Source organism: Methylobacterium sp. J-030 (assembly GCF_022829545.1).
Taxonomy (GTDB): Bacteria; Pseudomonadota; Alphaproteobacteria; order Rhizobiales; family Beijerinckiaceae; genus Methylobacterium.
This window is the reverse complement of sequence record NZ_JAKSYM010000369.1, coordinates 83191-108329: the sequence shown is the minus strand read 5'-3', so window position 1 is coordinate 108329 and position 25139 is coordinate 83191. Positions and strand designations below refer to the sequence as shown.

Genomic DNA, 25139 nt, shown 5'->3' with positions numbered 1-25139 from the left:
CAGCGCGAGCCCCACACCGTAAACCGGCGGTCGCCGTCGAACCCATTGAACGGGCCGATCCCAATGTTCGCAAACATGGACCTCCAGCAGTTGCTCTTCGGTCGATTTACGATCGAGCAGATCCCCTACCACGAGCCGATCCTGCAGGCGACCTTCGCGGGCGTCGCCGTGGTCGGCCTCGCGGTGCTCGGTGTCATCACCTACTACCGCTTCTGGGGGCCGATGTGGCGTGACTGGATCACGTCGATCGACCACAAGAAGATCGGCATCATGTACTGCATCTTCGCGTCCGTGATGCTGCTGCGCGGCTTCGCCGACGCGATCCTGATGCGCTCGCAGCAGGCCGTGGCGTTTGGCAACGAGCAGGGCTTTCTGCCGCCGCACCACTACGACCAGATCTTCACCGCCCACGGCATGATCATGATCTTCTTCGTGGCGATGCCATTCGTCACGGGGCTCATGAACTTCGCCGTGCCGCTGCAGATCGGCGCCCGCGACGTGGCCTTCCCGTTCCTGAACAACTTCAGCTTCTGGATGACGGTGTCGGGTGGCATGCTGGTGATGGTCTCGCTGTTCGTCGGCGAGTTCTCCCGCGCGACCTGGCTCGCCTACCCGCCGCTCTCGGAGGCCTCCATGAGCCCCGGCGTCGGCGTCGACTACTACATCTGGGCGCTGCAGATCGCGGGCATCGGGACGCTGCTGTCGGGCATCAACCTGGTCGCCACCATCGTGAAGATGCGGGCGCCCGGCATGACCATGATGAAGCTGCCGATCTTCGTCTGGTCGTCGCTGTGCACCAACATCCTGATCGTGGCCGCCTTCCCGATCCTCACGGCCGTTCTCGCGATGCTGTCGCTCGACCGCTACGTCGGCACGCATTTCTTCACGAACGACCTCGGCGGCAACGCCATGCTGTACTTCAACCTGATCTGGATCTGGGGTCACCCGGAGGTCTACATCCTGATCCTGCCGGCCTTCGGCGTGTTCTCGGAGATCACCTCGACCTTCTGCGGCAAGCGCCTGTTCGGCTATACCTCGATGGTCTACGCGCTGGTGGTGATCACCATCCTCGCCTACCTCGTGTGGCTGCACCACTTCTTCACGATGGGCTCGGGCGCGGACGTGAACTCGTTCTTCGGGATCACGACCATGATCATCTCGATCCCGACGGGCGCGAAGATCTTCAACTGGATGTTCACCATGTACCGCGGCCGGATCCGGTTCGAGGTGCCGATGATGTGGGTGGTGGCGTTCATCGTCACCTTCGTGATCGGCGGCATGACCGGCGTGCTGCTCGCGGTGCCCCCGGCCGACTTCGTGCTGCACAACTCGCTGTTCCTGATCGCGCACTTCCACAACGTGATCATCGGCGGCGTGCTGTTCGGCATGTTCGCCGGCGTGACCTTCTGGTTCCCCAAGGCCTTCGGGTTCAAGCTCGACGAGTTCTGGGGCAAGGTCGCGCTCGGGTTCTGGGTGACCGGGTTCTACGTCGCCTTCATGCCACTCTACGTGCTCGGCCTGATGGGCGTGACCCGGCGCATGCAGCACTTCGACGACCCGTCGCTGCAGATCTGGTTCGTGATCGCGGCCATCGGCGCGGCGCTGATCGCCTGCGGCATCGGCTCGCAGATCGTGATGTTCGTGGTCTCGATCCGCAACCGCGACAAGCTGCGGGATCTCACCGGCGACCCGTGGGGCGGCCGGACGCTGGAATGGTCCACCTCCTCGCCACCGCCGGACTACAACTTCGCCTTCACCCCGGTGGTCCACGATTCCGATGCGTGGTGGGACATGAAGAACCGCGGGTTCACCCGGCCGATGACGGGCTACAAGCCGATCCACATGCCCAAGAACACCGCCACCGGCGCGATCCTGGCGGGCCTGAGCTTTGCGTTCGGCATCGCCATGATCTGGTACGTGTGGTGGCTGGCGGCGCTCAGCTTCCTGGCGATCTTCGTCGTGACGATCGCCCATACCTTCAACTACAAGCGCGACTACTACATCCCCGCCGACACGGTCAGTCGGACGGAAGGTCAGCGGGCGCGCGAACTGGAGATGGCGTGATCCGATGATGCACGCAGAGACCGCACCCCCCGGCGCCGCGGCGCCGGTCTTCTACCAAACCGACGAGGAGGGCCATCACTCCGAGGGCTCGACCATGCTCGGGTTCTGGCTCTACCTGATGAGCGACTGCCTCATCTTCGCGACGCTGTTCGCGACCTACGGGGTGCTGGGGCGCAGCTACGCGGCCGGCCCCACCCCGAAGGAGCTGTTCGACCTGCCGGGCATCGCGGTGAACACCGCCATGCTGCTGTTCTCGTCCATCACCTACGGCTTTGCCATGCTGGAGATGGACCGGGACCGGGTGAAGCAGACGCAGGTGTGGCTCGCGGTGACCGGGTTGTTCGGCGCGGCCTTCGTGTTCCTGGAGATCCGGGAATTCGTCCACCTGTTCCATGAGGGCGCACCGCCCTGGCGCAGCGCCTTCCTGTCGTCGTTCTACACCCTGGTGTCGACCCACGGCCTGCACGTCTCCATGGGCATCCTGTGGCTGATCGTGCTGATGGTGCAGGTGCGCAAGCACGGCCTGATCGTCGAGAACAAGCGCCGGCTGATGTGCCTGTCGATGTTCTGGCACTTCCTCGACCTGATCTGGATCGGCGTCTTCACCGTCGTCTACCTGATGGGAGTGCTCGAATGAGCGCCGACGCACACCACCTCACCGGTCACGGCCAGGACACGCACGATTCCCACGCCCATAGCGGCGGCGGGCACGGCTCCTTCCAGAGCTACATGACGGGCTTCGCCCTGTCGGTGATCCTGACGGTGATCCCATTCTGGCTGGTGATGGGCAACGTGCTCGACAACAGCCTTGTCACCACCCTGGTCATCCTGGCGCTCGGCGGCGTCCAGATGGTCGTGCACGTCGTCTACTTCCTGCACATGAGCACGAAGTCGGAGGGCGGCTGGACCTTCATGGCGCTGATCTTCACCATCACGCTCGTGGTGATCATGCTCGCGGGCTCGGTGTGGGTGATGTACCACCTCAACCACAACATGATGCCGATGGATGCCCACGACGTCATGAACAACGCCCGCTGATCCGGCCCCCGGATCGCGCGCCGATGGGGCCGGCGGGCGGCGGCGGCCCGGACCCCTCCCCCGGCCGCCCGTCGCTGCTGCGGCGGGTCGTGTTCGGAATCGCCGCGGCGCTGGTGTTCGTCGTCCTCGTCGGGCTCGGGACGTGGCAGGTCGAGCGCCGGGCCTGGAAGCTCGACCTCATCGCCCGAGTCGATGCCCGCGTCCACGCGGCCCCCGTGCCGGCCCCCGGCCCCGCCGAATGGCCCCGCGTCGGCCCCGATGATGCCTACCGGCACGTGTCCCTCTCGGGGCTGTTCCTCAACGACCGCGAGACGCTGGTTCAGGCCGTCACCGAGCGCGGCGGCGGCTTCTGGGTGCTGACGCCGCTGCGCCGCCCGGACGGCAGCCTCGTGCTGATCAACCGCGGCTTCGTGCCCGGCGACCGGCGGGATCCGGCGAGCCGGGCGGCCGGGCAGCTCGCGGGCGAGACCCATGTCATCGGCCTGCTCCGGCTGACGGAGCCGAAGGGCGCGTTCCTGCGCTCCAACGACCCCAAGGACGGCCGCTGGTACTCCCGGGACGTCGCGGCCATCGCAGCCGCCCGCGGCCTGAGCGAAGTGGCTCCCTACTTCGTCGATGCGGATGCGACGCCCAATCCCGGGGGCCTGCCGGTGGGCGGCCTCACGGTGATCGCCTTCCCCAACAGCCACCTCGTCTACGCGATCACGTGGTACGGGATGGCGCTGATGCTGGCGGGGGCGGTGATCTACGTCCTGCGGGGCGGGCGCAGGGGAAAACCGGGTTTCCAAAGGGCGTGAGCCCTTTGGCGGGTGATCAGGGCGGAGCCCTGATGTCAGGGGCGGCTTCGCGCGGGTGCAGGCTCGACCTCAGGGGAGTAGCCCGCTTCAAGCGCGTCTCTATAATGGCGTGACAAACGCCACAACGAGTCAACGCCATGACCTCCCGCATCCCGAACTTCGCCGACATCCCGCTCGCCGGCGAATCGCTCGCGGTCGCGGCGCCTGTTCTGGGCGAGCCCTGGATGACGCCGGAGGGGATCCCGGTGAAGGGCCGCTACGGGCCCGAGGACCGGGCGGGCATCGAGTTCCTCGACACCTATCCCGGCCTCGCGCCGTTCCTGCGCGGCCCCTACCCGACCATGTACGTCACCCAGCCCTGGACGATCCGGCAATATGCCGGCTTCTCCACGGCCGAGGATTCGAACGCCTTCTACCGCCGCAACCTCGCGGCCGGGCAGAAGGGCCTGTCGGTGGCCTTCGACCTCGCCACCCACCGGGGCTACGATTCCGACCATCCCCGCGTCTCGGGCGATGTCGGCATGGCGGGTGTCGCGATCGACTCGATCTACGACATGCGTACCCTGTTCTCGGGGATTCCCCTCGACGAGATGACCGTGTCGATGACGATGAACGGCGCGGTGCTGCCGATCCTCGCCCTCTACATCGTCGCCGCCGAGGAGCAGGGCGTGCCGCCGCAGAAGCTCGCCGGCACGATCCAGAACGACATCCTCAAGGAATTCATGGTCCGCAACACCTACATCTATCCCCCGAAGGGATCGATGCGGATCATCTCGGACATCTTCGCCTACACGTCGAAGAACATGCCGAAGTTCAATTCGATCTCGATCTCCGGCTACCACATGCAGGAGGCAGGCGCCACGAACGACCTGGAACTCGCCTACACGCTCGCCGACGGCGTCGAGTACATCAAGGCGGGGCTGGCGGCCGGGCTGACCATCGACCAGTTCGCCCCGCGCCTGTCGTTCTTCTGGGCGATCTCGACCAACTTCTTCATGGAGATCGCCAAGATGCGGGCCGCGCGCCTCATCTGGGCGAAGCTGGTCAAGGGGTTCGATCCGAAGTCCGAGAAATCCCTGGCGCTGCGGACCCACTCGCAGACCTCGGGCTGGTCGCTCACCGCGCAGGACGTGTTCAACAACGTCACCCGCACCACCATCGAGGCGATGGCGGCGACGCAAGGGGGCACGCAGTCGCTCCACACCAACGCCCTCGACGAGGCCCTGGCCCTGCCGACCGATTTCTCGGCCCGGATCGCCCGCAACACCCAGCTGTTCCTGCAGCAGGAGAGCGGCACCACCCGGATCGTCGATCCCTGGGGCGGCTCCTACTACGTGGAGAAGCTCACCGCCGACATGGTGGCGCGCGCCTGGGAGCATATCCGCGAGGTGGATCAGCTCGGCGGCATGGCCAAGGCGATCGAGGCCGGCATCCCCAAGCTGCGGATCGAGGAGGCCGCCGCCCGGGCGCAGGCGCGGATCGATTCCGGCCGCCAGACGATCGTCGGCGTGAACAAGTTCCGGGCCGACGACGACATGGCCATCGACCTCCTGCGGGTCGATAACGGCAATGTCCGCCGCTTGCAGATCGACAAGCTCAAGCGCCTGCGCGCCGAGCGCGACGAGGCCGCGGTGTCGGCCCGGCTCGACGCGCTTACCCGGGCCGCCGACGGGTCCGAGAACCTGCTGGAACTCGCCGTCGAGGCCGCCCGGGCCAAGGCGACGGTGGGCGAGATTTCCGAGGCCCTGGAGAAGGCCTGGGGCCGGCACCGCGCCGAGATCCGCTCGATCTCCGGCGTCTACAAGCGCGAGGTGGGGGGCATGTCGCCTGTGGTCGAGGAAGTCCGGGCGCTGGTGGAGGCGTTCGAGGAGAACGATGGCCGCCGGCCGCGCATCCTGGTCGCCAAGATGGGCCAGGACGGGCACGACCGCGGCCAGAAGGTGATCGCCTCGGCCTTCGCCGATCTCGGCTTCGACGTGGATATCGGGCCGCTCTTCGCCACCCCGGCGGAGGCCGCCCGGCAGGCGGTGGAGAACGACGTGCACATCGTCGGCGTCTCGTCGCTGGCGGCCGGCCACCTGACCCTGGTGCCGGAGCTGAAGGCGGCGCTCGCCGAGCAGGGCCGGGACGACGTGATGATCGCCATCGGCGGCGTGATCCCGCCGGGCGACTACGAGGCCCTGCGGGCGGCGGGCGCGGCGGCGATCTTCCCGCCCGGCACGGTGATCGCCGAGGCCGCCGTCAACCTGATCCGGGCGCTGAACGAGCGGCTGGGCTACGGGGCGCGGCAGGCGGCGGAGTAGGCGCGGCTCGCGCAGCTTGATCGGGGCGTTTGCGCCCCGAACCGTCCGCCGGATAGATTACGGAAGAGGCGGACGGATGCACGCGGAGTCGATCGTGGACGTGAAGCAGGCGATCGCGAAGGCGAGGGATTATCTCAGGGCCGTTTTCTCGGATGAGCCGATCTCCGACTTGCGCCTCGAGGAAGTCGTGTTCGATAAGCAGGACGCTGCGTGGCTGATCACCTTCGGTCTTCTGCGGCCGAGCGATGAGACGACGGCTCAATGGGGTGCCTTCGCCGGTGCGAGCCAGCCGAGGCGGACCTACAAGGTCGTCCGCATCCCCAACGACGAGACCGAGCTGCCTTCGGTGAAGATCCGTGAACTGGCCGAAGGATGACGCGAGTTGTTCTCCTCGACACGCAGTTGATGGTCCTGCTTGCCGTCGGGCTGACATCGGCGAGATCGACGCAAAATCGAAATCCTAATGCGAACAAGTTATTAGCCTAATGTCAAAGTTCAAATAATCGGGTTGACTTTCTTAGTCTTTTCGCTTAACATGATTGTGGTGGGGCGCCGGGTATCCCTCGGCTGCGGGTATTTGTAGTCCCGTGGCATTCGTGAGACGCTCAGCAAAATGCCGAAGCTGGGCTTAGCCGCTCATGGAATAGACGAGTCCGGGTCCCACCACTGAGATCCAGGATACCCGTATTCGTTAAATATCACTTGCTGTTCGGGTAGCAATTTTGCCAAGTTCCATTTTGGCATTAATTTAACCCCAAAGCCGCAGATCCTGCCGGACATTTTATCAGGGTCACGTGCCATGCGCGGCGACAACAATTTTGCAAATTGCGGATCGCATGCTCCTGTATCATAGACATCGCAAGCTTTGAAGAACGCGCTTGCTACTATATCGGCCATTTGTAGGCCGGCACGCTGTTCATGGGGATATATAAATACTTGATCTCTGTCTATTGTGGACCAGCGTAAATTTCCTAATGGCAATTTGAGATCGCCGCTTTTTACTCTCAGTAATTCAAAATATGCACTCAGCTGAGAATAGGAAAGACCGCCTCGAGCGCTATATTCAAGTCTCAGTTTCTTAGGCGCGCCAAATTTTGAAATGGATTGTTTCTCGACCCAATAAGTTACTCGTTCTAGAAGTAGTCGTGTTAACCAGCAATAAAACCAGTTGACATCCATTGATATTTTTTCAGCAAATGGATTCTTGTAGCCCTGCATGTTCTTTTTGTTAGAGGCGACTACGAAACAGCGCACCGGACGGTTTGCCAAATCAGCACAAACGAAAGACCTTTTTGCCGCATTAAGATCCGCGAAGTGGATGCTCTTCCGCTGATGATTTTTCAGTCGCCCGATCATTGACCGGACCCACTGACCGACTTCATTCTCACGTGGACGCGCTACTACGACGGCAGACACGATCAGCCATTCGCTTGCGCCATTTGTGAAATTGGGTTTCACCCGGCTGAGGCCCGGATCCCCTGCTTCATCTATATAAGCGACGTACTCATAAGGAAACGTAGGGGCGGAGCTATCGCACATCCTCCAATTCAAAGTGGCGTGTGAGCAAAAGTCAATGATTTAATTTTACCACAAGATGTCTTGATCGCCGCGTCTAAATAGCAGATATGCAATCAGCCATCTTGTAAATGGCACCGCGGCGGAACCCCCGTCAACGACATTGAAGCCCGTCATTTTACGCGGGAAAATTGATGCCCGGAGAGTGGTGCAGCCGGTTCGAAGGGCTTTAGCCACGTTCCGTTCGGATCGGTCTGTGCTGGTCCGCCCGCCATGGTGTTCTTCCCTCGCCTTGTCTGGCAGCTTGGGGGATTCAACCAAGGGCTCTCGGCCGGCGCAACGTCCCAGCATCCCTGGGCTGCCGAGAAGTGCGGATTCCGTCGCCCGATCCGGCGAAACACCGTGAAATAAAGGTCGCCGTTGTCGCCACAGCTGATGACGCCGCGCCGCTGGACAGGCATTGAAGCGCAAGATCCCGGGAGACGCCCACGCATGACGACTCCGACCACCGTCGCCACCACCCCCTTCCCCGACCAGAAACCGGGCACCTCCGGCCTGCGCAAGAAGGTACCGGTGTTCCGGCAGCCGAACTACGTCGAGAACTTCGTCCAGGCGATCTTCGACACCCTGCCCGACAAGGCGGGCGCGACGCTGGTGCTCGGCGGCGACGGCCGGTTTCTCAACCGCGAGGTGGTGCAGAAGACGCTGCGCCTCGCCGCCGGCAACGGGTTCGGCCGGGTGCTGGTCGGGCAAGGCGGCCTGCTCTCGACGCCCGCCGCCTCCTGCGTGATCCGCAAGGCCAAGGCGCTCGGCGGCATCGTCCTGTCGGCGAGCCACAACCCGGGTGGGCCGGAGGGCGATTTCGGCATCAAGTTCAATGCGGCCAATGGCGGACCGGCGCCTGAATCCCTCACCAACGCCATCTTCGAGCGGGCCAAGGCGCTGACCGAGTACCGCCTCGTCGAGGCCCCGGATCTCGACCTCGACCGGCTCGGCGAGACCAAGCTCGGCGCCATGACGGTCACGGTGATCGACCCGGTGGCCGACTATGCCGAACTGATGCGCACGCTCATCGATTTCGACGCGGTGTCGCGCCTGTTCGCCTCCGGCTTCCGCATGCGCTTCGACGCCATGAGCGCGGTGACCGGCCCCTACGCGACCGCGATCCTGGAAGGCATGCTCGGCGCCCCCCAGGGGACGGTCGTCAACGCCATTCCGAAGGAAGATTTCGGCGGCCATCACCCGGATCCGAACCCGGTCCATTGCCACGACCTGTTCGACCTGATGCAGGGGCCGGACGCGCCGGATTTCGGTGCCGCCTCGGACGGCGACGGCGACCGCAACATGATCGTGGCCCCGGGCCTGTTCGTGACGCCGAGCGACAGCCTCGCGCTGCTCGCCGCCCATGCCCACCGGGCGCCGGGCTACGCGGGCGGGCTGGCGGGGGTCGCGCGCTCCATGCCGACCAGCCGCGCCGCCGACCGGGTCGCGGCGGCCCTCGGCATCCGGGCCTACGAGACCCCCACCGGCTGGAAGTTCTTCGGGAATCTCCTCGATGCGGGCCTCATCACCCTGTGCGGCGAGGAGAGCGCCGGCACCGGCTCGAACCACGTGCGCGAGAAGGACGGGCTCTGGGCGGTGCTGCTCTGGCTCAACATCCTGGCGGCCACGGGGGAGCGCGCCGATGCGCTGGTGCGGGCCCATTGGCGGACCTATGGGCGCGACTACTACGCCCGACACGACTACGAGGAGGTGGATTCGGACGCCGCCAACGGCCTGATGGACGCGCTCCGCGAGAAACTCGCCGGGCTGCCGGGCACGCGGATCGGTGACCTCACGGTGTCGACGGCCGACGAGTTCGCCTATCGCGATCCGGTGGACGGCTCGCTCACCGAGCGCCAGGGCATCCGCATCGGCTTCGCCGAGGATGCGCGCGCCGTGTTCCGGCTCTCGGGCACCGGCACCGCCGGGGCGACGCTGCGGGTCTATCTGGAGCGCTACGAGAACGCCCCGGACCGGCTCGACCTGCCCGTAGCCGAGGTCCTCGCCTCCGTGGCGGCGGCGGCCCGCACGATCGCCGAGATCGAGCACCGCACCGGCCGGGCCGAGCCGAGCGTGGTGACCTGAGCGGGGTTGCCAAAGGGCTACGCCCTTTGGCGGGGTGTCGGGGCGGAGCCCCGACGCATCACGGACGATCGGGTCCCGGCATCCCCTTCACCATATGCACGGTGATGTCGTCATCCCGCGTCCGGCCCGGCCCGTCATAGGGTTCCTCCCGCTCTACCTGGTAGCCGAGGGCACCGTAGAGGCGCAGGTTCGCGACGTACTTCTTGTTGGTGTAGAGGCGCAGCTGCGCCAGACCCGCCTCCGCGGCGATCGCTTCGGCGAGACCCAGCAGCCGGGTGCCGAGGCCATGCCCCTGGAAGGCCGGATGCACCGCCACGTTGACGATCAGCAGATGGTCGGCTTCGGCCTGCGTCTCGATCAGCGCGGCGAGATTTGGGCCGGCCTGCAGCAGGTCGAAGCGGTGGGCCAGCAGGGCCTCGGCGTAGTCCGCCCGCATCGGCGTCGGCAGGCGGCCGATCAGCGGGATCCACTTGGTGTAGGCCGCCTCGACCAGTGCCCGGATCGCCTCCGCGTCCGCCGGCCCGGCGCGCCGGATCGCAACCGTTTCGTCCATCGCAAAACCCCCGGTGGTTGACCCCACAGCCGCCTTCCCCTAAGACGCAGCCCGTCGATGGGGCTCCGCACGGGGCCCCTTGGCGTTTTCACGCGCACCCGTGGGCGGGATCCTCCCGCCCTGTCGTCCCGGGCCTTCGCCCGGGAAGAGGAGGGCGCGTTCCTCAATCTCGATCCCGAGAGGACGCGAAACATGTCGAAGCGGATTCAGGCGAAGCACAAGCTCGACCGCCGCATGGGCCAGAACATCTGGGGCCGCCCGAAGAGCCCCGTCAACCGCCGCGAGTACGGCCCCGGCCAGCACGGCCAGCGCCGCAAGGGCAAGATGAGCGACTTCGGCACGCAGCTGCGCGCCAAGCAGAAGCTCAAGGGCTATTACGGCAACATCACCGAGAAGCAGTTCCGCCGCTACTACGCCGAGGCGATCCGCCTGCGCGGCGACTCGGGCGAGAACCTCGTCGGCCTGCTCGAGCGCCGCCTCGACGCCGTGGTCTACCGGGCGAAGTTCGTCGCGACCCCGTTCGCCGCGCGCCAGTTCGTCAACCACGGGCACGTCAAGGTGAACGGCGTGCGCGTCAACATCCCGAGCTATCAGGTGAAGGCCGGCGACCTCATCGAGGTCAAGGAGTCCTCCCGCCAGCTCGAGATCGTCATCGTGGCGACCCAGCTCTCCGAGCGCGACGTTCCGGACTACATCGAGGCGGACCACGCCAAGATGACCGCCCGCGTCACCCGTATCCCAGGCCTGTCCGAGGTGCCCTACCCGGTGCAGATGGAGCCGAACCTCGTCATCGAGTTCTACTCCCGCTAAGATCCGGCCGGCGACGGTCTCGACGGAGGGGCTGCCCATCGGGCGGCCCCTTCGCGTTTGTCCGGCCTCAGCAACCGTGGCAGATCGAGCCCATCGTGTTGCGCATCTTGCTGTCCCAGGCCTTCGAGCGGGCTTCCGCAGCCTTCTGGGCCTTGATCATCTCGGCCTCGTTCACGGGGCGCGGCGTCCCGGCGGCCGGCGCGCCGGCGACGGGGGGCTTGGTCTGGCCCGTGGCGGTGATCTGCCGCCCGCCCCGGCCGGCCGGGGTCGCGCCGGAGGCGGTGCCTGGAGCCTGGCCCGGTCCCTGGGCCAGGGCCGGAGCCGCCCCGAGCAGGACGCCCAGGATCACCGCGTGACGGATGGTTGCCATGGACCTGATCTCCCCGGCGGGGTCTCGTTTGCCTGCCCCGCCTCCTCCGGCCGCGACCCTAGCGGATCCCGGCGATGAAATCACATCGCCGGAGACGACCCGGTGAGCGACGCAATGCCCCCCCGGAACCGGCGCGAGGCGGTGGCGTCGGCGCTGGCGCGGATCGCCCCGCGCCTGCCGGCCTTCGAGGCCGAGGCCGCCCTCGACCGGGCGCTGGCGAGCCCCGGCCTGCGCCGGGCCGCCCCCGAGACCGCGGCGCGCCTCGCCCTCGTGACCTATGCCCGCCACGTCTTCACCGATTACGATGATCTCCTGGCCGACGGGTATGACCGGGCCAGCGCCCGGCACTTCGTCCTCGACGACCTCAACGCGGCGCTCGTCACCTGGGGGGCCGCGCCGATCCCCGAAGAGGCCGATCGGGAGGAGGAGCCGGACGGCGATCCCACCCCGGATTCACGCTGAGGCGGTCGCGCGCGGGCCCGCCATGCTGTAGGAGACCGGCCGGGGCCGCCCGGTGCGGCAGGGATATCGGACTCATGAAGATCAGCGCGCGCAACGTCATCAAGGGCACGGTCGTCTCGGTCGACAAGGGCGCGACCACGTCGCACGTGAAGATCGAGATCAGCCCCGGGCAGGTGGTCACGGCCTCGATCACCAACGAAGCGGTGGATGCGCTCAAGCTCGTCGCCGGCGGCTCCGCCTACGCGGTGATCAAGGCCTCCGACGTGATGGTGGCGGTCGACTGAGTCGGCAGGACGCGGCGCCGCCCGGGTGAGGGTCGGTTTGATCCGGGATCCGGGTTTCCCAAGGGCGAGCCCTTGGGCGGGTTCTCAGGGCGGAGCCCTGAGTTCTTGACCAGGGCTCCGCCCTGGACCCGCGAAAGGTCTCGACCTTTCGAGACCACGACTTGAGCCCTTCGCGCGACGCAGCTCAGACCCGGCCCCGCCTTCGCGCCGGGCCCGCCGGTGGCTAGGATGCCGCCCGAACGAGGAGATCCGCCCGTGCAGAAGACGGTGCTCGGCATCGAGACCACCTGCGACGAGACCGCCGCCGCCGTGGTCTCGATCGACGCGGAGGGCGTCGGGCAGATCCGCGCCGACGAGGTGCTGAGCCAGATCGCCGAGCACGCGGCCTATGGCGGCGTCGTGCCCGAGATCGCCGCCCGCGCCCATGTGGAGGTGCTCGACCGGCTGATCGACCGCGCCCTCAGGACTGCGGGGATCGGCTTGGCCGATCTCGACGGGATCGCGGTGGCGGCCGGGCCCGGATTGATCGGTGGCGTGCTAGTCGGCCTCGTTACCGCCAAGACCCTGGCGCTGGTGACCCGCAAGCCGCTGCTCGCCGTGAATCACCTGGAGGCCCACGCCCTCACCGCTCGGCTGACCGACGGGATCGCCTTCCCGTACCTGCTGCTGCTGGTTTCGGGCGGCCACACCCAGCTCCTGGCGGTGCGCGGCGTCGGCGACTACGTGCGGCTCGGCTCCACCATCGACGACGCCATCGGCGAGGCCTTCGACAAGGTCGCCAAGCTCCTCGGCCTCGGCTATCCCGGCGGCCCCGAGGTCGAGCGCATGGCCGCGGCCGGCGATCCCGAGCGCTTCGCCCTGCCCCGGCCGATGCTCGGCCGGCGCGAGGCCGACTTCTCGCTCTCCGGGCTCAAGACCGCCCTGCGGATCGAGGCGGAGAAGATCGCCCCGCTCGCCGAGCGCGACGTGGCCGATCTCTGCGCGAGTTTCCAGGCCGCGGTGGTCGATGTCGTTGTGGACCGCGCCCGGGTCGCGCTCCGCGCCTTCTCGGGCGTGGCCGGACGGCCCACCGCCCTGGTGGCGGCGGGGGGCGTGGCGGCCAACGGCGCGGTCCGCCGGGCGCTCGCGGCTTTGGCCGGCGAGGCGGGGTTGGGCTTCGTCGCCCCGCCCCTCCGGCTCTGCGGCGACAACGGCGCGATGATCGCCTGGGCCGGCCTGGAGCGCCTGCGCCTCGGCCTCGTGGACGACCTCACCGCCCCGGCCCGGCCGCGCTGGCCGCTCTCGGCCGATCCGGCCGCCGCGGCGGTTCAAGCCGGATGAGCGAGGCGGCGCGCCGCGCGCACTGGCGCGATCTGGTCGAGGGCCGCCTGCCCGAGGCCGCCCGCCCGGGCTGGCCGGTGCGCCTCGACCATTGCTTCGCCCGGATCCTCCTCGACAATACCTGCGGCGGGCCCTGGCGCGACCAGATCCGCCCGCCGGCCCACGCCAACATGCCGCTCGATCGACTGGACGCGGCGATCGCGCTGGGCGAGGCCGTGCTCACGGGCCATGCGGATCTCGCATTCCTGAACCGCCGCTCCCTCGCGTGGCGGGGCAAGATCGCGCCCGCCGCGGTGCCCGACGCCCTCCGGGACGGCGGCCTGATCCTGCGGCGCTGGCGCCCGGACGATACGGCTCCCTTCGCGGCGCTCAACGCCGACCCGAGGGTGATGGCCCACTTCCCCCGCCCCCGGACGGAGGCGGAGAGCGCCGCCGAAGCGCGCAGCTGCGACCTGCGCTTCGTGGCCGACGGTTTCGGACCCTGGGCGGTCGAGCAGGGCGGGCGGTTCCTCGGCTTCGTCGGCGCCTTTCGGATCATGCGGGCCATGCCGTTCCCGGGGGGCGAGCAGATCGGCGCGACGATCGAGCTGGGCTGGCGCCTGGCGCGGGACGCCTGGGGCCGCGGCATCGCCACCCGGGCCGCGCGGCTGACGCTCGCCGACCTCGCCGGCCGCTGCGGCATCCGCGCCGTCGTGGCCTACACGGCCGCCGGAAACGACCGCTCCCGGGCGGTGATGGAGCGCCTCGGCATGGTCCCGTCGGGAACCTTCCCGCATCCGGCGGTACCGGACGGGCCGTTGCGGACCCATCGGCTCTATCGGCTCGAACGCGCGGAGGTCACGGCATGAGCGCGCCGATCAACGTCGTCGGCGGGGGCGCCTGGGGCACGGCGCTCGCCAACGCCGCCGCCGCCGCCGGGCATCCGGTGTCGCTCTGGCTGCGCGACCCGGAGGCCGCTGCCAGGCTCCAGGCCGGGCGCGAGAATCCGCGCTACCTGCCGGGCGTGCCGCTGCACGACCGCATCCGGGCGACGGCAGAGTCGGACGGACTCGCCGGCGCCCGGGCGACCCTCCTGGTGGTGCCGGCCCAGACCGTGCGCGGCGTGCTGGAAACCCTGCGCGCGCCCTTGGGCGAGGCCGGGCCGGTGATCCTCTGCGCGAAGGGGATCGAGCGCGGCAGCGACAGCTTCATGAGCGCCGTGGCGGGGGAGGTCCTGCCGCCGGGCACGCCCGTCGCGGTCCTGTCGGGCCCGAGCTTCGCGGCCGACGTCGCCCGCGGCCTACCCACCGCCGTGACCCTGGCGGCGGCCGATGCCGGCCTCGCCGCGTCCTTGAGCGCACTGCTCTCCGGGCCGAGCCTGCGCCTCTATCACACCGACGACGTGCGCGGCGTCGAGATCGGCGGGGCCGGCAAGAACGTGCTGGCCATCGCCTGCGGGATCGTGGCCGGGCGCGGCCTCGGCGAGAGCGCCCGGGCGGCGCTGATCGCCCGCGCCTTTGCCGAGCTGATGCGCTTCGCCCGGGCCTTCGGGGGCCGGCCCGAGACGTTGATGGGCCTCTCGGGGCTGGGCGACCTCGTGCTCACCGCCTCCTCGCCGCAATCGCGCAACTTCGCCTTCGGACAGCGGCTCGGCGCCGGGGCGAGCCCCGAGGCGGCCGCGGGCGGCAAGCTCGCCGAGGGCGCCTTCACGGCCGCGGCCTTGGCGGGCCTTGCCGCGGCGCAGGGCGTCGAGATGCCGGTGGCGCAGGCCGTCGCGGCCATCGTGGCGGGCGCCGCCGGGGTTGATGATGTGGTCGCCGGGTTGCTGGCGCGACCGCTGCGCGGGGAGACGGATTAGAGCGCGCTCCGCCGAAATGGATACCGGTTCGGCGTGAGAGCGCGCGTCGAAACGAAGGCTGAGAGCCACGCCCGAGACCGGAGCGACTCGGGTCCGGCAGGACGCCGCGCGGGGCTGTGTCATCGAAGTGTAACATCGGTTAAGACCCGAGGGAGCGCGGGCAGCGCGTCTGAACGAGAGAGCGGGACGGATGGCATCGATCCAGGAGATCGCGGCGACCTTGCGCAGCATCGCCGCGCCGGGAATGAAGCCGAAGGCGATCCGGATCGCCGTGAAGGAACGGCACCCGGAGGCGAGCAAGAAGGAGATCGTCCGCGCTGCCTTCTACGCGGTGGCGGAAGGGCCGTCGGCCGGGCAGGAAGCGACCGCCGAGCTGCACACCTTCGCCCTGGCCGAGCGTGTCGCCGAGGAGAACGCGGACGCGGTGCTGAAGGTCGGCAAGCGCAAGAAGAAGCGCGCCTCCGAGGCCGGCGGGCGTTCGCTGGGGCATTAGAGCTCCTTCTATCGAGATCGGTTCGGCGCGCCGCCGCGGCGGCGGATCCCGGCCGTCGCCCGGGGTTCAGCCCTCCGGAACGCCCATCCGCGCCGCGCAGCCGACGCGGGGCGCGGTGCGGAACGCCGCCGTGACCGCCCGGAGCGACGCCCGCGTCCGCGGGTCGGACAGGGCCGCGTGCGGCACGAGCGACAGCGCGGCCCCGATCGCCGCCGTGCCGCCGGCGAAGACCTCGGTCCAGGGGATCGCGGCCCGGTCGAGCTGTCGGAGCGCCACATCCCGCACGGCGCAGCAGGGCGCGCGCGCCGCCGGGCGCCGGGGCTCGCCGGCCCGGTGGACGAAGCCGGGCGCCGCGAACCAGCCGAAGGGCTCCGGCCCCGGAACCGCGCCCGCGCGCCGGTCGTCGTCGCTGCGCACGATCACCGCGTCGAGGGTACCCGCCTCGAAGCCGTCGAGCAGGGGGCGGGCCTTAATGGCCTCCGGCATGGACATGAGTGCGCGCATGACCGCCCTGGCGCTCACCATCGCGGTGATGGGATTCATCCTGCTCCGGGGCGTCCGGGCGGGCCTCGAGCGGGCGGCTGCCCGGGGGCGCCGGATCCCGCGACGTCCTGGCGGAGGCCGTCGCGGCGGGCAACCAGCCCGCCGAGGGAACCGTCCTGGCGCTGAGCCGGCAGGCCCTGGCTCAAGGGTTCGGCTGGGTGATGCCCTACGGTGCGCTCGGCGCCTGCAGCTTCGCGGCGTTGAGCCGGCTCGCCTTCGGCCGGCGGGGGGCGGCAGGCTGACGCCGCGGGGCGCTCACGCCGCGGCGGTGACCGGCTCCGGCGCGCCGCCGTGGGTGTATTCGGCGAAGTGCGCGATCGGCGAGGGCCGCCCGAGCAGGTAGCCCTGCGCGATGGTGCAGTGCTCCGCGGCCAGGAAGGACAGCTCCTCGTCGGTCTCCACGCCCTCCGCCACCACGGCGAGGCCGAGGCCGCGCCCCAGGCCCAGCACGGAGCGCACGATCGCGGCCCCCTGCGGGTTGCTGTGGACCGCCTTGATGAACGAGCTGTCGATCTTGATCCGGTCGAACGGGAAGGAGCGCAGGTTCGACAGCGAGGAATAGCCGGTGCCGAAATCGTCCATCGCGATCCGCACGCCGAGCGCCTTGAGCTGGCGCAGGGTGAGCAGCGCCCGCGCCGGATCGCGGATCAGCGCCGTCTCGGTGATCTCGATCTCCAGGCGCTCGGGCGCCAGGCCGCTCTCGAACAGCGCCCCGTGGACGAACTGCACGAAGTGTGGGTTGTGGAGTTGCACCGCCGAGACGTTGACGGCGATCGCGAGCGGCTGCGGCCAGAGGGCCGCCGTCCGGCAGGCCTCGTGCAGCACGAAGGCGCCGATCTCCAGGATCGCCCCGGTCTCCTCGGCGATCGGCACGAACAGGGCCGGAGAGACCGAGCCGCGCTCCGGATGGTGCCAGCGCAGCAGCGCCTCGAAGCCCATCACCGCGCCGGTCTCGATCCGCGTCTGCGGCTGGTAGACGAGTTCCAGCTCGCCCCGGGACACCGCGTGGCGCAGGTCGTGCTCCAGCATGCGCCGGTCGCGGATCTGCGCGCCCATGCTGGCGTCGTAGCGGCGGCAGGTGCCGCGCCCCTCGGCCTTGGCCCGGTACAGGGCGGCGTCGGCGTGGCTCAGGAGCGCCCGCTGGTCCAGCGCGTCGTCCGGATAGACCGCGATGCCGATGCTGGTGGCGATCACCGGGCCGGAGGCCGCCGGCACCGCCGCGAGCATGGTCAAGATCCGCTCGGCCAGCCGCTCGGCAGAGCGGTCCGTCTGCGGGGTCAGGATCGCGAACTCGTCGCCGCCGAGCCGGGCCATCAGTTGCGTCCCGTCGAGCAGGCCGCCGACGCGCAGCGCGAGGTCGCGCAGCATCGCGTCGCCCGCGGCGTGGCCGAACAGGTCGTTGACCTCCTTGAAGCGGTCGAGGTCGAGGCAGAGGACCGCGAGGCGGGTGCCCTGGCCGTCCGCCGCGCGCATCTCCCGCTCCAGCCGCGCGTGGAAGCTCGTCCGGTTGGCGAGCCCCGTCAGGGCGTCGTGGTGGGCGAGGTAGTGGATCTGGCTCTCGGCGCGGCGGCGGGCCCGCAGGTCGCGCACCGCCACGGCGTAGTGCGGCTGGCGGCCGTACTCCGCCACCGGGCGCATGATCACCTCCACGGGAATGCTCCCGCCGCCCGCCGGAACGAGTTCGGCCTCGACGGACTCACCGGTCATCCTGGCCGCCGCCGCGAGACCCGGCAGGTAGGCCGACAGGCTCGCACCCACCAGCGCCGCGGCCTCGGTGCCGGCGAGCTGGGCGAAGGCCTCGTTGGCGCTGACGATCTGGCCGCCGCGGCACACGACAAGGCCTTCGACGGCCGCGTTGGCGAGGCTGCGCAGGCGCTCGCGCTCGGACTCGGCCCGCCGCCGCTCCCGCAGGTCGAGGAGGAGGGCGGCCCCGGCGAGCAGCAGGATCAGCGAACTCGCCAGGGTGACCGCGGCGGCGAGCCATTCGGTCCGGATCGCGCTCGCCGGGATCGCCACCGTGGGATCGGGCAGGATGGTCACCGCCCCCATCCCGGTGAAGTGATGGCCGCAGATCGCCAGGATCAGCAGCCCGGCCCCGAGCGTCCGGCCCCGGACGCTGCCGGTCGACAGGCCCGCGACCAGCGCCGTCGCCCCCAGGATGGCGCCGACCGCCACCGAGACGGCGATCACCGCCGGGCTCCAGATCAGATGTCCCGGCACCTGATAGGCGGCCATGCCGGTGTAGTGCATCGCCGCGATGCCGCCGCCCACGACGGCGCCGCCGATCGCCGCCCGCGCCCGGCCTCCCGTGGTCGCCAGGGCGAAGCCGAGCCCGGTGATCGCGACGGCATCGGCGTAGGACAGGAGCGTCAGGCCGATCCCATAGCCCGAGGGCAGCCCCGGCGCGTAGGCGAGCATGGCCAGGAAATGCGTGGCCCAGATCCCCGAGCCCCCCGCCATCGCGGCGACCGCGAGCCACGTGTAGCGCCCGCGCCCGCCGGCCCGCCCGGCATGGGTGAGCAGCTCGACCGCCGTCGTGCTCGCCAGGGTGCAGACCAGGGCCGCGAGGGCCACCAGCCACAGGTTGTGTTCCCCGACGAAGCAGCCGATCACGGTCAGCATATGAACAATCAGCGGTGGTTAGGCGGCGTTGTTGCTCGCTTTACTAAGGGTTAGAGTTTAATATTTGAACAACAGCCATGATCTACGGCGCGTTGGATGGGACATAGGTCGCTGTAGCCAGCGCCCCGCCCTTTCCCCCGGGCGGGCTGGCGGATTCCCACCTCGCCTTCGGGACCCCCGTCCGGTCGACGGGTCTGGCGGTTCAGATCTCCCCCGCGCCCTGCCCCGCAGAGGGGGCGGGAGGGGCGCGGCGCCGTTCATCGCCGTTCCGATGGAGACGTGTGAACGTTTCAGCCTCGTCCGACCGATGCGGCATCGCCGTCGCGGGTCGTGGCAACGCGACCGGGAACCGCTAAGGCGGGGCGCGCCGCCGAACCGGGCGGCCGGTGGGGATGCGGCGATGGCGTACTGGCTGTTCAAATCCGAGCCCGCGACCTGGTCGTGGGACCAGCAGGTCGCGGCCGGCGCGGCCGGCACGTTCTGGAACGGGGTGCGCAACCACCTCGCCAAGAAGCACCTGATGGCCATGCAAGTCGGCGAGCAGGGATTCTTCTACCACTCGAACGAGGGCAAGGCCGTGGTCGGCATCGTGGCGGTGATCCGGCCCTACTACCCGGACCATACCGACGCGACCGGCCGCTTCGGCATGGTCGACGTGGGTGCCGTGGCGGCGCTGCCCCGCCCCGTGACGCTCGACGCCATCAAGGCCGATCCGGCGCTCGCCGACATGGTGCTGGTGACCAATTCCCGCCTGTCGGTGCAGCCGGTGACCGAGGCCGAATGGGCCCGGGTCTGCGCGCTGGGCGCCGTACCGAAGACCTGATGCGCGTATTATGAAGAGCACGATAAGGAGCACTCCCTAGGCCCGTGCCCTGCACGCCGCCACCGTGGCCAGCATCTCCGATCTGAAGACGAATCCGATGGGCACCGTCGCCGCTGGCGAAGGGTTCCCCGTGGCGATCCTGAACCGCAACGAACCGGCTTTCTATTGCATCCCCGCCAAGGCCTACGAAGATTTGCTGGCGCGGATCGAAGACCTTGAATTGAATGCCCTCGCGGATGCCCGTGAAGGGCAAGCGATTCATCGTGTCACGCTCGATGAGCGATGAACGCGCCTTTCTCGACGAAGCGCTGAAGGAATGGCGGCGCCTCGATGCGCCCGTGCGGGATCAGTTCAAGGCCAAGCTCTCCGAGCGCCTGCGTGACCCGAAGGTTCCTTCGGCCCGACTTCACGGCGCGAAGGAGCGATACGAAATTAAACTGCGCGGCGCAGGATTCAGGTTGGTCTACGCGGTGCGCGACCGGGAGCTCATCGTGCTCGTCGTCGCGGTGGGCAAGCGGGAGCGAAACGAGGTCTACCGGATCGCGGCCCGGCGGACGGTGGAGTGACGACCCATGCCGACCGCGACGTGGCAGCCGGTGCGCCTCACGCCGCCCGGTTGAGGGCGCCCCGGGCCGGCGCCCCGGGCTCCGTGCCGATCGCGACCGGCGGCAGCGTGTCCATCACCCGGGAGGCCGGCAGGGTCACCACCACCTCGGTGCCCTCCCGGGGCTTCGAGGTGAGCTGGAACTGGCCGCCATGCAGCTCCACCAGCCCCTTCACGATCGGCAGGCCGAGCCCTGAGCCCTGCTCGGCGGTCTTGATCGCCAGCGACCCGCGCCCGAACGAGGACAGGACGGTGCCGAGCTCGTCCTCGGGGATGCCCGGGCCGCTGTCCTTGACCGAGACGTACTGCCCGCCCGAGGCGGTCCAGCCGACCTTCAGCCAGATCTCGCCGCCCGGCGGCGTGAACTTCACGGCATTCGAGAGCAGGTTCAGTACGATCTGGCGCAGGGCCCGCTCGTCCGCCCAGAGCCGCGGCAGGGCATCGTCCACGAGATCGTGGAAGGTCTGGTTCTTGGCCTTGGCGCGCAGGCCCATCATGTGGCGGCACTCCTCGACCACGTGGGCGAGCTGCACCGGCTCCTCGTTGAGCTCGTAGCGCCCCGCCTCGATCCGCGACAGGTCGAGAATCTCGTTGATCAGGTTGAGCAGGTGCAGCCCGCTGTCGTGGATGTCGTGGGAGTATTCCCGGTAGGACGGCGCGGTGTGGGTGCCGAACACCTCGTTCTTCATCACCTCCGAGAAGCCGAGGATCGCGTTGAGCGGCGTGCGCAGCTCGTGGCTCATCGTGGCCAGGAACCGCGACTTGGCGAGGTTCGCCTCCTCGGCCCGGCGGCGGGCCTCGTCGGAATTGGCCTTGGCCTGCTCCAGTTCGCCGAACACCGCGTCCTTCTCGGCGCGCGAGCGCAGGGCGCCCATCGTGGCGGCGTAGAGGCGGCGGGACAGGCCGAGGAAGAAAAGCTGCGCGCCGCCCGCCATCGTCACGAGCAGGAGCGCGTCCGCCGCGCGGGAGAAGGTGGCGAGCGCGGCGGTGGCCAGCGCCAGCGGCACCAGCGCCGCGACGGCCGCGAGCGGCACCGTCGCGGCCAGCATGGTGGTGACCGCGGAGGCGATCACGAGGCCGATCAGTGCGAAGGTCCAGCCGCCCGTGGCGCCGAGCCCGATCATCGCCGCCCACGACAGGCTCTGCAGCACCTCGCCGATCAGGAAGCGGCGGCGCCAGCGCCCGAGGGGACTCGTCTCGGGGTCGGCGGTCAGGAAGCGCCGGCTCAGCGTCGTGTTGAGCGTGATCATCAGGAACACGCCGAGCGCCCAGGCGACCGCCACCGGCGGCGCGATCCAGAACGTCGCCGCCGCGGCGAGCGCCGCCGCGAAGCCCGCCAGCGGGATGCCGGCCCCGGCCCGGTACTGCGCGTAGTGGCGTAGCAATTCGTAGTCGAAGGCCCGCTCCAGGCCGGTCTGCGAGGTCAGCTTCTCGCGCGCCGAGCGGATCTGGCGGGCGACCCCGAGGCGGCGGGCGGCCTCCTCCGTCGAGGGGCCGCGACCGCGCTGGACCATCTCGACGGTGAGATCGGGCATACGCGCACTGAAACTCGAAGGAAGGCGGTGTCGGCCGGGAATCGCTCCCTGAGGATGAGACGGATACGTTAAGAAGGGGCTGTCGGAATCGCTCGGATCTTAAGCATTCTGGCTGTGGCGAGGCTGATCGGCCGGCCGGCTGGATGTGCGATCGCGCACAGCACACGTGTGGCCCGGCTCGTTAGGGTTTAAGCTGACGGTCAGGCCCTCACCGCGCGACGCGCCGCCATCCGGAGCGCCTGGGCTCACGTGTCGATCAGGGGTCGCCGACCATGCCGAAGCTCACCGTCAACGGCGTCGCGCACGAGATCGACGCCGATCCCGACATGCCGCTGCTCTGGGTTCTCCGCGACCGGCTCGACGCCACCGGCACCAAGTATGGCTGCGGCATCGCGCAGTGCGGCGCCTGCACGGTCCACCTCGACGGGCAGCCGGTCCGGTCCTGCCAGACGAAGGTCGGCGATGTCGGCACCGCCCAGGTGACCACCATCGAGGGCGTGTCGGGCCGGGTGGCCGAGGCCGTCCAGGCGGCATGGCGCAAGCTCGACGTGGTTCAGTGCGGCTACTGCCAGTCCGGCCAGATCATGTCGGCGATCGGCCTGCTGTCGGGCAACACCAAGCCCAGCGATGCCGATATCGACGGCGCCATGGACGGCAACATCTGCCGCTGCGGCACCTACCAGCGCATCCGCGCCGCGATTCACGAAGCCGCGCGCAGCCTCGCCTGATCCGTCCCGGTACCCATCTTCCCCCGCGGTCCTGACCGGAGCCTCGCCGCCATGCTGAACGCCCGTCGACCGAGTCCCCTCCCCGCCCGTCCGAGCCGCCGCGGCCTGCTGGCGGGCGCCGGCGCCCTCGTGGTGGCGTTCCGGCTCGACCCGAAACCCGCCCGCGCCGCCGCCGGCCCGAACCTCGCCGACGTCAAGGCGCAGCCCAACGCCTTCGTGCGGATCGGCGCAGACGATACCGTGACGGTGATCATCAAGCACCTCGACATGGGCCAGGGGAACACGACCGGGCTCGCCACGATCCTGGCCGACGAGCTCGGCGCCGACTGGGGACAAGTCCGCACCGAGTTCGCCCCCGCGGACGCCACGCTCTACAACAACAGCCTGATGGGCCCGATCCAGGGCACCGGCGGCTCCACCGCGGTGGCCAATTCGTGGTTCCAGCTGCGCAAGGCGGGTGCGGCCGCCCGCGAGATGCTGATGGCCGAGGCCGCCTTCCGCTGGAAGGTCCCGGTCTCCGAGATCACGGTGACGGACGGCATCGTGCGCCACGGCCCGTCCGGCCGGCAGGCCCGGTTCGGGGAACTGGCAGCGTCCGCCGCCTCCCTGCCGGTCCCGTCCGAGCCGCGTCTCAAGGACCCGAGCGAGTGGCGGCTGATCGGCCAGAAAGTGCCGCGGCTCGATTCGGTCGCCAAGACCAACGGCACGGCGGTCTATTCCCTCGACATCCGCCGCCCGAACCAGGTCACCGCCGTTGTGGCCCGGGCGCCGCGCTTCGGCGCCACCGTGAAAAGCTTCGACGCGACCGCCGCCCGCAAGGTCGCGGGCGTCCTCGACGTGGTGCAGGTGCCGACCGGCGTGGCGCTGATCGCCCGCGACACCTGGGCGGCCATGAAGGGCCGCGCGGCGCTCACGGTCTCCTGGGACGACGGCACCGCCGAGACCCGCTCGTCGGACGCGATCCTCGCCGAGTACCGGGAGCGCGCCAAGGGCCCCGGCCTCACGGCCTCCGAGCGCGGCGACCCGCAGGCGGCGCTGAAGGGCGCCGCCAAGGTGATCGAGGCCGAGTTCACCTTCCCCTACCTCGCCCACGCGGCGATGGAGCCCTTGAACGCCACGATCGAGAAGGCGGCCGACGGCGGCTACGACGTCTACGCCGGCTTCCAGTTCCAGACGATCGAGCAGGCCACCATGGCGGCGATCCTCGGGGTGACGCCCGACCGGGTGCGGCTCCACAGCAACTGGGCCGGCGGCTCCTTCGGGCGCCGGGCGACACCCACGGCCGATTACCTCGCGGAAGCCGCCACCGTCTTCAAGGCCTCCGGCGAGAAGGCTCCGCTCCACCTCGTCTGGACCCGCGAGGACGACATGGCCGGCGGCTATTACCGCCCGACCGTGCTCCACAAGGTCCGGGCCGGCATCGACGCCAAGGGCGCGGTGGTGGGCTGGGACCACGTCATCGTCGGAAAGTCGATCATGATCGGCTCGCCGTTCGAGGCGATGATCGTCAAGAACGGGATCGATTCCACCACCGTGGAGGGCGCCTCCGACACGCCCTACGCACTGCCGGCCTACCGGTTCGGCGTCCACAATGGCCGCGAGGGCGTGCCGGTCCTGTGGTGGCGCTCGGTCGGCCATACCCACACCGCCCACGTGATGGAGGTGATGATCGACGAGCTGGCGCACGCCGCCGACGTCGATCCGGTGGCCTACCGGTTGTCGCTCCTGGCCCAGGCCCCGCGCCTCGCCGGGGTGCTGCGGCTCGCCGCCGAGAAGGCCGGCTGGAGCGCCAAGCCGCAGGAGAAGGGCCGCGGCCTCGGGGTGGCGGTCCACGAATCCTTCGGCTCCTACGTCGCCATGGTGGCCGACGTGACCGCGCAGGATGCGGCGATCCGGGTGAACCGGATCGTGGCGGCGGTGGATGTCGGCGTGCCGGTCAACCCGGACGTGATCCGCGCGCAGGTCGAGGGGGCGGTCGGCTTCGCCCTGTCGGCGGTGCTGCGCAACCGCATCACCCTCAAGGATGGACAGGTGCAGGAGCACAATTTCGACGCCTACGAGCCCACCCGCATGAGCGAGATGCCGAAGGTGGAGGTGCACATCGTGCCGAGCCAGGTGGCGCCCACCGGGATCGGCGAGCCAGGCGTCCCCGTGCTGGGGCCGTCGATCGCCAACGCGGTCTTCGCCGCCACCGGCCGGCGCCTGCGGTCCCTGCCGCTCGACCTCTCCGGCGTGAAGGGCGCGTGAGGAATCGCACGTCCCGCCACCGGGCATCGGCGTAGGACGAGCGGGTCTTCCCCCCAAGGCAAGA

Annotated in this window: 25 protein-coding genes; 19 read left to right on the top strand and 6 right to left on the bottom strand. The window is 69.3% G+C overall.

From position 1 onward, the window contains the following. Positions 1 to 63: 63 nt before the first annotated feature. The 6 genes from cyoB (at position 64) to MKK75_RS29430 (ending at position 6578) form a co-directional block, all read left to right on the top strand. The gene (gene cyoB / locus MKK75_RS29455; protein WP_244046031.1) at positions 64 to 2064 is read left to right on the top strand and encodes a cytochrome o ubiquinol oxidase subunit I; all 2001 of its coding nucleotides are present in this window, start codon (positions 64 to 66) and stop codon (positions 2062 to 2064) included. Between the two features lie 4 nt (positions 2065 to 2068). Further along, positions 2069 to 2701, top strand: coding sequence for a cytochrome o ubiquinol oxidase subunit III (gene cyoC, locus MKK75_RS29450; RefSeq protein ID WP_244046030.1), 633 nt, complete (start codon positions 2069 to 2071; stop codon positions 2699 to 2701). Next, positions 2698 to 3102, top strand: a complete 405-nt coding sequence (gene cyoD / locus MKK75_RS29445) for a cytochrome o ubiquinol oxidase subunit IV (protein ID WP_244046029.1) — start codon at positions 2698 to 2700, stop codon at positions 3100 to 3102. The genes cyoC and cyoD overlap by 4 nt, the downstream gene beginning before the upstream one ends. Positions 3103 to 3125: 23 nt before the next feature. Next, on the top strand, positions 3126 to 3899 hold the full coding sequence (locus tag MKK75_RS29440; protein ID WP_244046028.1) for an SURF1 family protein: 774 nt from the start codon (positions 3126 to 3128) through the stop codon (positions 3897 to 3899). 137 nt (positions 3900 to 4036) lie between these two features. Beyond that, positions 4037 to 6202 (top strand): methylmalonyl-CoA mutase, encoded by a 2166-nt coding sequence (gene scpA, locus MKK75_RS29435; RefSeq protein ID WP_244046027.1) that lies wholly within the window; start codon positions 4037 to 4039, stop codon positions 6200 to 6202. A 94-nt stretch (positions 6203 to 6296) separates the two neighbouring features. Then, complete coding sequence (locus MKK75_RS29430) at positions 6297 to 6578, top strand: hypothetical protein (protein ID WP_244046026.1); 282 nt, start codon at positions 6297 to 6299, stop codon at positions 6576 to 6578. 260 nt (positions 6579 to 6838) lie between these two features. Here the strand turns inward: MKK75_RS29430 and MKK75_RS29425 are convergent, their stop codons facing one another. Next, entirely contained in the window at positions 6839 to 7741 is a 903-nt protein-coding gene (locus MKK75_RS29425) for a DUF3800 domain-containing protein (protein ID WP_244046025.1), read from the bottom strand. A 468-nt stretch (positions 7742 to 8209) separates the two neighbouring features. On the opposite strand from MKK75_RS29425, the gene MKK75_RS29420 reads away from it, so the two are divergent. Further along, a complete protein-coding gene (locus tag MKK75_RS29420; protein WP_244046024.1) occupies positions 8210 to 9844 on the top strand; it encodes an alpha-D-glucose phosphate-specific phosphoglucomutase in 1635 nt (544 codons plus the stop codon). Between the two features lie 58 nt (positions 9845 to 9902). On the opposite strand, the gene MKK75_RS29415 is transcribed toward MKK75_RS29420, so the two are convergent. Next, positions 9903 to 10397: a GNAT family N-acetyltransferase gene (locus tag MKK75_RS29415; protein ID WP_244046023.1), complete on the bottom strand. Its 495-nt coding sequence runs from the start codon at positions 10395 to 10397 to the stop codon at positions 9903 to 9905. Between the two features lie 192 nt (positions 10398 to 10589). Between MKK75_RS29415 and rpsD the strand changes: the two genes are divergently transcribed. Next, positions 10590 to 11207, top strand: a complete 618-nt coding sequence (rpsD, locus tag MKK75_RS29410; RefSeq protein ID WP_244046022.1) for a 30S ribosomal protein S4 — start codon at positions 10590 to 10592, stop codon at positions 11205 to 11207. Between the two features lie 67 nt (positions 11208 to 11274). Here rpsD and MKK75_RS29405 read toward each other — a convergent pair whose 3' ends face one another. After that, positions 11275 to 11577, bottom strand: coding sequence for a hypothetical protein (locus tag MKK75_RS29405; protein WP_244046021.1), 303 nt, complete (start codon positions 11575 to 11577; stop codon positions 11275 to 11277). A 114-nt stretch (positions 11578 to 11691) separates the two neighbouring features. On the opposite strand from MKK75_RS29405, the gene MKK75_RS29400 reads away from it, so the two are divergent. The 6 genes from MKK75_RS29400 (at position 11692) to MKK75_RS29375 (ending at position 15973) form a co-directional block, all read left to right on the top strand. Further along, positions 11692 to 12039: a DUF2293 domain-containing protein gene (locus MKK75_RS29400; RefSeq protein WP_244046085.1), complete on the top strand. Its 348-nt coding sequence runs from the start codon at positions 11692 to 11694 to the stop codon at positions 12037 to 12039. 74 nt (positions 12040 to 12113) lie between these two features. Next, the gene (locus MKK75_RS29395; RefSeq protein ID WP_244046020.1) at positions 12114 to 12323 is read left to right on the top strand and encodes a molybdopterin-binding protein; all 210 of its coding nucleotides are present in this window, start codon (positions 12114 to 12116) and stop codon (positions 12321 to 12323) included. A 255-nt stretch (positions 12324 to 12578) separates the two neighbouring features. Then, positions 12579 to 13643, top strand: coding sequence for a tRNA (adenosine(37)-N6)-threonylcarbamoyltransferase complex transferase subunit TsaD (tsaD, locus tag MKK75_RS29390; RefSeq protein WP_244046019.1), 1065 nt, complete (start codon positions 12579 to 12581; stop codon positions 13641 to 13643). Then, positions 13640 to 14491 carry a GNAT family N-acetyltransferase gene (locus MKK75_RS29385; RefSeq protein WP_244046018.1) on the top strand — a complete coding sequence of 284 codons (852 nt, stop codon included), beginning with the start codon at positions 13640 to 13642 and terminating at the stop codon, positions 14489 to 14491. Before tsaD ends, MKK75_RS29385 begins: the two co-directional genes overlap by 4 nt. Then, positions 14488 to 15480 (top strand): NAD(P)H-dependent glycerol-3-phosphate dehydrogenase, encoded by a 993-nt coding sequence (locus MKK75_RS29380; protein ID WP_244046017.1) that lies wholly within the window; start codon positions 14488 to 14490, stop codon positions 15478 to 15480. Before MKK75_RS29385 ends, MKK75_RS29380 begins: the two co-directional genes overlap by 4 nt. A 190-nt stretch (positions 15481 to 15670) precedes the next feature. Next, on the top strand, positions 15671 to 15973 hold the full coding sequence (locus tag MKK75_RS29375) for a hypothetical protein (RefSeq protein WP_244046016.1): 303 nt from the start codon (positions 15671 to 15673) through the stop codon (positions 15971 to 15973). Positions 15974 to 16039: 66 nt separating this feature from the next. On the opposite strand, the gene MKK75_RS29370 is transcribed toward MKK75_RS29375, so the two are convergent. Then, positions 16040 to 16516 (bottom strand): hypothetical protein, encoded by a 477-nt coding sequence (locus tag MKK75_RS29370; RefSeq protein ID WP_244046015.1) that lies wholly within the window; start codon positions 16514 to 16516, stop codon positions 16040 to 16042. Between the two features lie 255 nt (positions 16517 to 16771). After that, positions 16772 to 19138, bottom strand: a complete 2367-nt coding sequence (locus tag MKK75_RS29365) for an EAL domain-containing protein (protein ID WP_244046014.1) — start codon at positions 19136 to 19138, stop codon at positions 16772 to 16774. Positions 19139 to 19538: 400 nt separating this feature from the next. Between MKK75_RS29365 and MKK75_RS29360 the strand changes: the two genes are divergently transcribed. From MKK75_RS29360 to MKK75_RS29350, 3 genes are all read left to right on the top strand, one after another. Next, the gene (locus tag MKK75_RS29360) at positions 19539 to 19961 is read left to right on the top strand and encodes an EVE domain-containing protein (protein ID WP_244046013.1); all 423 of its coding nucleotides are present in this window, start codon (positions 19539 to 19541) and stop codon (positions 19959 to 19961) included. A gap of 97 nt (positions 19962 to 20058) precedes the next feature. Next, positions 20059 to 20247 carry a plasmid stabilization protein gene (locus MKK75_RS29355; RefSeq protein WP_244046084.1) on the top strand — a complete coding sequence of 63 codons (189 nt, stop codon included), beginning with the start codon at positions 20059 to 20061 and terminating at the stop codon, positions 20245 to 20247. Continuing rightward, entirely contained in the window at positions 20237 to 20527 is a 291-nt protein-coding gene (locus tag MKK75_RS29350; RefSeq protein ID WP_244046012.1) for a type II toxin-antitoxin system RelE family toxin, read from the top strand. Before MKK75_RS29355 ends, MKK75_RS29350 begins: the two co-directional genes overlap by 11 nt. Positions 20528 to 20564: 37 nt before the next feature. Here MKK75_RS29350 and MKK75_RS29345 read toward each other — a convergent pair whose 3' ends face one another. Further along, on the bottom strand, positions 20565 to 22100 hold the full coding sequence (locus MKK75_RS29345) for a sensor histidine kinase (RefSeq protein ID WP_244046011.1): 1536 nt from the start codon (positions 22098 to 22100) through the stop codon (positions 20565 to 20567). 272 nt (positions 22101 to 22372) lie between these two features. Between MKK75_RS29345 and MKK75_RS29340 the strand changes: the two genes are divergently transcribed. Together MKK75_RS29340 and MKK75_RS29335 are read left to right on the top strand one after the other, a co-directional pair. Beyond that, positions 22373 to 22828 (top strand): (2Fe-2S)-binding protein, encoded by a 456-nt coding sequence (locus tag MKK75_RS29340; protein ID WP_244046010.1) that lies wholly within the window; start codon positions 22373 to 22375, stop codon positions 22826 to 22828. 51 nt (positions 22829 to 22879) lie between these two features. Further along, on the top strand, positions 22880 to 25075 hold the full coding sequence (locus MKK75_RS29335; protein WP_244046009.1) for a xanthine dehydrogenase family protein molybdopterin-binding subunit: 2196 nt from the start codon (positions 22880 to 22882) through the stop codon (positions 25073 to 25075). The last annotated feature ends 64 nt before the right edge of the window (positions 25076 to 25139 follow it).

Bases quoted from the DNA above. Each gene is read 5' to 3' on its own strand.
- cyoB (WP_244046031.1), top strand. From the start codon at position 64: ATGTTCGCAAACATGGACCTCCAGCAGTTGCTCTTCGGTCGATTTACG.
- cyoC (WP_244046030.1), top strand. From the start codon at position 2,069: ATGATGCACGCAGAGACCGCACCCCCCGGCGCCGCGGCGCCGGTCTTC.
- cyoD (WP_244046029.1), top strand. From the start codon at position 2,698: ATGAGCGCCGACGCACACCACCTCACCGGTCACGGCCAGGACACGCAC.
- MKK75_RS29440 (WP_244046028.1), top strand. From the start codon at position 3,126: ATGGGGCCGGCGGGCGGCGGCGGCCCGGACCCCTCCCCCGGCCGCCCG.
- scpA (WP_244046027.1), top strand. From the start codon at position 4,037: ATGACCTCCCGCATCCCGAACTTCGCCGACATCCCGCTCGCCGGCGAA.
- MKK75_RS29425 (WP_244046025.1), bottom strand. From the start codon at position 7,741: ATGTGCGATAGCTCCGCCCCTACGTTTCCTTATGAGTACGTCGCTTAT.
- MKK75_RS29420 (WP_244046024.1), top strand. From the start codon at position 8,210: ATGACGACTCCGACCACCGTCGCCACCACCCCCTTCCCCGACCAGAAA.
- MKK75_RS29415 (WP_244046023.1), bottom strand. From the start codon at position 10,397: ATGGACGAAACGGTTGCGATCCGGCGCGCCGGGCCGGCGGACGCGGAG.
- rpsD (WP_244046022.1), top strand. From the start codon at position 10,590: ATGTCGAAGCGGATTCAGGCGAAGCACAAGCTCGACCGCCGCATGGGC.
- MKK75_RS29405 (WP_244046021.1), bottom strand. From the start codon at position 11,577: ATGGCAACCATCCGTCACGCGGTGATCCTGGGCGTCCTGCTCGGGGCG.
- MKK75_RS29400 (WP_244046085.1), top strand. From the start codon at position 11,692: ATGCCCCCCCGGAACCGGCGCGAGGCGGTGGCGTCGGCGCTGGCGCGG.
- MKK75_RS29395 (WP_244046020.1), top strand. From the start codon at position 12,114: ATGAAGATCAGCGCGCGCAACGTCATCAAGGGCACGGTCGTCTCGGTC.
- MKK75_RS29385 (WP_244046018.1), top strand. From the start codon at position 13,640: ATGAGCGAGGCGGCGCGCCGCGCGCACTGGCGCGATCTGGTCGAGGGC.
- MKK75_RS29380 (WP_244046017.1), top strand. From the start codon at position 14,488: ATGAGCGCGCCGATCAACGTCGTCGGCGGGGGCGCCTGGGGCACGGCG.
- MKK75_RS29375 (WP_244046016.1), top strand. From the start codon at position 15,671: ATGGCATCGATCCAGGAGATCGCGGCGACCTTGCGCAGCATCGCCGCG.
- MKK75_RS29370 (WP_244046015.1), bottom strand. From the start codon at position 16,516: ATGAATCCCATCACCGCGATGGTGAGCGCCAGGGCGGTCATGCGCGCA.
- MKK75_RS29365 (WP_244046014.1), bottom strand. From the start codon at position 19,138: ATGCTGACCGTGATCGGCTGCTTCGTCGGGGAACACAACCTGTGGCTG.
- MKK75_RS29360 (WP_244046013.1), top strand. From the start codon at position 19,539: ATGGCGTACTGGCTGTTCAAATCCGAGCCCGCGACCTGGTCGTGGGAC.
- MKK75_RS29355 (WP_244046084.1), top strand. From the start codon at position 20,059: ATGGGCACCGTCGCCGCTGGCGAAGGGTTCCCCGTGGCGATCCTGAAC.
- MKK75_RS29350 (WP_244046012.1), top strand. From the start codon at position 20,237: ATGAGCGATGAACGCGCCTTTCTCGACGAAGCGCTGAAGGAATGGCGG.
- MKK75_RS29345 (WP_244046011.1), bottom strand. From the start codon at position 22,100: ATGCCCGATCTCACCGTCGAGATGGTCCAGCGCGGTCGCGGCCCCTCG.
- MKK75_RS29340 (WP_244046010.1), top strand. From the start codon at position 22,373: ATGCCGAAGCTCACCGTCAACGGCGTCGCGCACGAGATCGACGCCGAT.
- MKK75_RS29335 (WP_244046009.1), top strand. From the start codon at position 22,880: ATGCTGAACGCCCGTCGACCGAGTCCCCTCCCCGCCCGTCCGAGCCGC.